This is a genomic window from Romboutsia sp., assembly GCF_051659545.1.
Lineage (GTDB): Bacteria > Bacillota > Clostridia > Peptostreptococcales > Peptostreptococcaceae > JBOFOR01.
Genome location: NZ_JBOFOR010000184.1, coordinates 1 through 5923, shown reverse-complemented (window position 1 = coordinate 5923; position 5923 = coordinate 1). Strand labels below are relative to the sequence as shown.

Here is a 5923-nt window from a genome sequence, read left to right as displayed (position 1 = left end):
TGAGACCTAGGGGACCTTACAGAAAAGAATTAGATGAACTAGCATTAAAGTGCGGAGTAAATAGAATAGTTCTACCATCTAGAGACGCTAAGAATAAAGCAATACAAATGAATATGACTATAACAGAGACTAAGGAGTGCTGTGTAATATGATTAGATTATCTTTAGGAACAGCTATAGAATTAGGACTATTAAACAACAAAAATGATATACCTCCTACAACTGCATATGTAATGATAGGAGATAAATGTAATAATAATTGTGCATTTTGCTCTCAATCAACAGAAAGCAGCACTAGACGAGATAAATTATCTAGAGTAATTTGGCCAGAATACTCAAAAGAAGATATCCTTAAAGCTTTTAAAGAGTACAAGGGAGAACATATAAAAAGAATATGTATTCAATCAATGGCAAGTGAAAAATCTCATAGCATGGTTGAAGAATTTATAGAATTCATAAAAAATGATGTAAACATGCCAATATCTTTATCTGCAAAACTTGAAAAAGATGAAGATATACAAAAATTCTTTTCAGCAGGAGTAGATAAAATAGGTATTGCTATAGATGCTGCCAACAAAACTTTATATGAAGAAATAAAAGGCAATAACTATGAAGAAAAACTAAACTTTGTAACTAAAATGGCTAAAACTTATGAAAATAAAATAAGTACTCATATAATAGTTGGATTGGGTGAATCCCATAAAGATATATACGATTTGTATGTATACTTAAAGAATAATAATATAACAGTAAGTTTATTTGCATTTACTCCAGTAAAAGGTACAAAAATGGAAAATACAAGTCAACCACCAATTGAAAGTTATAGAAGAGTGCAACTTATGACTTATATGATAGATAGAGGATATTTAGAAAAGGATTTTAACTTTGAAGATGGGTATTTAGAAAATATAAAAATAGATAATATAATCAAAAAAGATATACACAAAGGACACCCGTTTGAGATAAGAGGATGTAAAAATTGTAACAGACCTTATTATAATGAAAGGCCTGGAAGTACAATCTATAATTACTCAAGAATGTTAACCCAAGATGAGGTAAAACTGGCAATAAATGAGTTGAATATGATTGACTTTATCTAGAGGAAAGTGTTATACTCAAACTATAATAAAATAATAAAAAAACGAAATCATGAAGGTTTCTTTAGTGTATTGAAATACCTGAAGAGACCTTTTTTTGCTATTACATAAAAATAGGGGGAAAATAATATGTGTGAATCAGCAGCTTATATTTTAAAAGAAGAAGGACTTGAAAGAGTAATGGATAATGTAGTTAGTGTAGATCCTTTTGAAGGAAAGGTGTATTTAACTGACTTACTTGGAGAGCAAAAGATAGTAGATGGAGAAATAAAAGAAATAAGATTAATGGATCATAAAATAATCATAAAAGAAAACAAATAATAACTAATAGGGGAAATACAAATGATAATAGCAGTTATAGATGGAATGGGTGGAGGAATAGGAGCCCAAATAGTATCTAATCTTAGAGATGAGTTACCGAGTTATATAGACATATATGCATTAGGTACAAACTCTATTGCTACCAGTTCAATGATGAAGGCACATGCAAACAAAGGTGCTACAGGAGAAAATGCTATTGTAACTTCAGTAAAAAAAGCAAACATAGTAGTAGCGCCAATGTCAGTAGCAATGCCTAATTCTATGATGGGAGAAGTAACTTCTAAAATGAGCGAAGCAGTAGTAGACTGTGAAGCTTTGAAAATACTTTTACCTATTATGCCAGAAAACACAGAATTAGTTGGATTGGAAAATAAACCACTAGCCTTGCTTATAAAGGATAGTATCAAAGTAATTAAAAAAGAATTTAATATAAAATAATGGGGGAAAACAAATGATATTCAATAATGATACTTTAAGATACCATCATGGACATGACCACGATCATGATCATCATGAACACGACCACACACATACTCATTCTCATGGAGAAAGTATAGAAAATAAAGATGAAAAGACTTTAAAAATATTATTAGTACATTGGGTAAATCATAATGAATCTCATGAAGAAGGCTTTAGAGAGTGGGTAGAAAAAGCTAGAGCTATAGGAAAAGAAGAAACAGCAGATAATATAGAAAAAGCTATTGAATATATGAAACAAGCTAACGAAATGTTACTAGAAGCTAAAAAGCATATGTAATCAATTAATGATGCCATGAAGGTATAGATATTACCTTCATGGCTTTTAAAATATACAAAGGAGATAGGAAGAAGATGAATAAGAGTCTAAGTTTAAGGCGATTTTTAATTGTACTAGCAATAGCTGGTATATCTTTAAGTGTAGTGGGATGCTCAAGTAAAGAAGATAACAAAGATAATGCTAAACCTGAAACAAAAATTGAATCTAGTAACTTTAAACCTGTTCAATTTGTATATTCAGACGGAGCAAATGAATATGAAGTTAAGGTTGAAAAGCCATCAGAAAAAGCAGTAACTTTATCTCAATTTATGACAGAGATGTTATTAGCTTTAGGACTAGAAGATAGAATGGTAGGTACAGCACTTTTAGATAATCCAATACTACCAGAGTATAAAAAAGCCTATGAAAAAATACCAGAATTAAAAATAGCAGAAGGTCACTCAATATCAAAAGAAGCATTTATGGCTACTGGAGCAGACTTTGTAAGTGGATGGGATATGTCTATAACAGAGCAGACTACAGGAGCACCTGATGAACTTATACAAAATGGAATTACACCTTTTGCCTGCAAATCTTTAGCAGGAGATGCAACAGTAGAAACTGTATATGAGGATTTTATGCTTTTAGGAAAAATATTTGGAGTTGAAGATAAAGCTACAGAAGTAGTAAACAAAATGAAGAGCGATATAAAAGCTGTGCAAGATAAATTAGGACAAGTTAAAGATGAAGATAGAGTAAAAATGATGGTTTATGATGCAGGAGAAAATGATGCAATAGCAGTAGGAAGTGGATTACCAAACAATTTAATAAGCTTAGCAGGTGGAAATAATATATTCTCAGATCAAAAAGAAGCCTATGTTCAGGTATCTTGGGAAAGTATAGTGTCAAAAAATCCAGAAGTAATAATAGTAACTGATTATATGGCAGGATCTAAACCAGAAGAAAAAATAGAATTTTTAAAAAATCATCCTGCTCTTAAAAATGTAGATGCTATAAAGAATAATAGAATATATGTAGTAGGTTTAGCAGATTTATCTCCTGGAGTTAGAAATGCTCAAGTTATAGAAAAAATGTATGGATACTTTTATGGAGAAAATAAATAATGAATATTACAGTAGCAGATAAAACTTACTTATCTAAGAATAGAAAATTTATTCTATGGACGGCAGGCTTATCTATACTATTAGTTATAACAATAATAACAGCAATAGCTATAGGGAGTACATATATAGAACCAGATATAGTATATAAAGTATTTTTTAACAAAATGTCAGGAAATGAAATATTCAATCCAACTTGGAATGTGATGTATGAAAATATTATATGGGAGATTAGGCTACCTAGAGTTATATTAGGAGCTCTTTGTGGTGCAGGATTAGCCCTTTGTGGGGTACTTATGCAATGTGTAACTAAGAACCCAATAGCAGAACCTTATATATTAGGTATATCTTCTGGTGCATCATGTGGTGCTGTTGCAGTTATAGTTTTAGGTGGAATAGCAGGACTTGGAATAACAAGCATAACAGCAGGAGCTTTTGTAGGTTCTATGTTATCAGGAATTTTAGTTTTTGCTATAGGAACATCTATGGGAAAAAGTACATCAACAACTAGACTTGTATTATCAGGAATGGCAATATCTACAATATTTTCAGCAGTTACAAATTTATTAATTTATGGAGCTAAAAACTCAAACCAAGCAAAGAATGCCTTGTTTTGGACAATAGGAAGTTTAGGTGGTGCTAAATGGGAGGTATTATTAATTCCTTTTATAGCATTAGTTATAGTGTGTATAATTGCATTTATAATGAGTAAAACATTAGATATTATGTTACTAGGAGACGATAATGCGATAATACTAGGAATAAATATAAAATTAGTAAAATCAATCTTAATAATAATGGCAACACTACTTACTTCTACCTTAGTTGCAATAACAGGAGCTATAGGATTTATAGGATTAGTAGTACCACATATTTGTAGAAGTATAGCAGGGAGTGACCACAAAAAACTAATAGTATTGTCTACATTAGTAGGAGCAATATTTTTAATTTGGTCAGATGTAGTAGCAAGAGGGTTGTTTCCACCAACAGAAATTCCAATAGGGATAATAACATCTCTTATAGGAGGTCCATTCTTCCTATGGTTAATATCTATAAAAAATTATTCCTTTGGGGGCAATGAATAATGATCAAATTAAAGGTGAAGAATTTAGAATTTAGCATAGATAATAAACAAATATTGAAGGATATTTCTTTTGAAATAAAAAAAGGAAGCTTTGTAGGAATTATTGGTCCAAATGGTTCAGGTAAGTCCACACTATTGAAAAATATATATAGAATATATAAACCCGGAAGTGGAGAAATAACCATAGATAACAAGAATCTATTAAATATGAAAGAGAAGGATTGTGCAAAAGAAATTGCAGTACTAGCTCAAGAAAGTAATACTCAGTTTGATTTTACAGTAGAGCAGATAGTAAAAATGGGTAGATACCCATATAAATCTATATTTCAAGACTATTCAATAGATGACTTAGAAATGGTAAAGAACATGCTTCATAGAGTGGGGCTTAGCGATTATTCAGATAGAAGCTTTTCTAATTTATCTGGAGGAGAAAAACAAAGAACCTTAATTGCGAGAGCATTAGTTCAGAATACAGACTTTTTAGTATTGGATGAACCCACAAATCATTTAGATATAGGATATCAAATACAACTAATGGATTTAGTAAAAAGTTTAGGCATAACTACCTTATCAGCAATACATGATATGAATATAGCAGCAATGTATTGTGATTACTTAATAGTAATGAAAGATGGAAAAATTATAGAACGTGGTAGTATAGAAGAAGTAATTACACCAAAAATATTAAAAGATGTATTTGGAGTTAATGCATATGTAGGTAAAAATCCTATAAATAATAAGGTGCAAGTATCTTATATGCATGTTCATGAACATGTAAATGGAGTGGGACAGGACCATATACATGAAGATGGATTTAGTGGAGAACACGTTCATTGTCATCAACATATATAACAAAACAATAGGGATTTACAATTTAGAAAAACAATTGTAAATTCCTGTGTTAAAATTAAAAGTAAATTTTTAGATAAAATATATTGACTAGATGATGCTTACATTGTATAATAAAATTACGAATTAAATAAGGAGAAGTACTCAAGTGGCTAAAGAGGTACCCCTGCTAAGGGTATAGGCTGGGTAACTGGTGCGAGGGTTCGAATCCCTCCTTCTCCGCCAATTAAAGACTATCATTTATATGATAGTCTTTTTTCATATGTAATCAAATCTAAAATTTATAATATATCAATTAAATATCCATAAAAAATAAAAATTTTAATAAAAACTTATAACTTTTTTTAACTTTCGTCAGTCTAATATATGAAAGGAGGCTTAACATGGAGGAGGAGTTAGTAATAAAGGCTATAAAAGGTAATTTTAATGCTTATAGTATTGTAGTAAATAATTTAAAAGATGAAGGCTACAAATTAGCTTACACAATATTAAAAAATGAACAAGATAGTATGGATGCATATTTGCAAGCAGTATAAAAAGGATTAAAAAACATACATAACTTAAGAGAAAGCAAGTATTTTACCTAATAAGGCGAAATTCCTCTTCCTCACCGTAGGAGGTGGAGGATGTAAGCCTACCGTTAGGTTATTTTTGATTTTCATAAAAAGATGTTATATAATAGAGTCAGTAGTAAATAATAATAAGGAGATAAAACA

At 30.3% G+C, this 5923-nt stretch carries 8 protein-coding genes and 1 tRNA gene; all 9 read left to right on the top strand.

What is annotated here, in order from left to right:
• The first annotated feature begins 148 nt into the window (after window positions 1-148).
• The 9 genes from ACRC03_RS10135 (at window position 149) to ACRC03_RS10095 (ending at window position 5743) form a co-directional block, all read left to right on the top strand.
• On the top strand, window positions 149-1099 hold the full coding sequence (locus ACRC03_RS10135) for a radical SAM protein (RefSeq protein WP_438652446.1): 951 nt from the start codon (window positions 149-151) through the stop codon (window positions 1097-1099).
• 126 nt (window positions 1100-1225) lie between these two features.
• On the top strand, window positions 1226-1417 hold the full coding sequence (locus ACRC03_RS10130) for a CooT family nickel-binding protein (protein WP_438652445.1): 192 nt from the start codon (window positions 1226-1228) through the stop codon (window positions 1415-1417).
• Between the two features lie 21 nt (window positions 1418-1438).
• Entirely contained in the window at window positions 1439-1855 is a 417-nt protein-coding gene (locus tag ACRC03_RS10125) for a DUF3842 family protein (protein WP_438652444.1), read from the top strand.
• A gap of 13 nt (window positions 1856-1868) precedes the next feature.
• Window positions 1869-2174, top strand: coding sequence for a zinc transporter (locus ACRC03_RS10120; protein WP_438652443.1), 306 nt, complete (start codon window positions 1869-1871; stop codon window positions 2172-2174).
• A 74-nt stretch (window positions 2175-2248) separates the two neighbouring features.
• The gene (locus ACRC03_RS10115) at window positions 2249-3277 is read left to right on the top strand and encodes an ABC transporter substrate-binding protein (RefSeq protein ID WP_438652442.1); all 1029 of its coding nucleotides are present in this window, start codon (window positions 2249-2251) and stop codon (window positions 3275-3277) included.
• Window positions 3277-4359, top strand: coding sequence for a FecCD family ABC transporter permease (locus tag ACRC03_RS10110; RefSeq protein WP_438652441.1), 1083 nt, complete (start codon window positions 3277-3279; stop codon window positions 4357-4359). Before ACRC03_RS10115 ends, ACRC03_RS10110 begins: the two co-directional genes overlap by 1 nt.
• Window positions 4359-5210: an ABC transporter ATP-binding protein gene (locus ACRC03_RS10105; RefSeq protein ID WP_438652440.1), complete on the top strand. Its 852-nt coding sequence runs from the start codon at window positions 4359-4361 to the stop codon at window positions 5208-5210. Before ACRC03_RS10110 ends, ACRC03_RS10105 begins: the two co-directional genes overlap by 1 nt.
• A 131-nt stretch (window positions 5211-5341) precedes the next feature.
• Window positions 5342-5432: transfer RNA gene (locus ACRC03_RS10100), tRNA-Ser, on the top strand.
• A 158-nt stretch (window positions 5433-5590) separates the two neighbouring features.
• Window positions 5591-5743 carry a hypothetical protein gene (locus ACRC03_RS10095; protein ID WP_438652439.1) on the top strand — a complete coding sequence of 51 codons (153 nt, stop codon included), beginning with the start codon at window positions 5591-5593 and terminating at the stop codon, window positions 5741-5743.
• The last annotated feature ends 180 nt before the right edge of the window (window positions 5744-5923 follow it).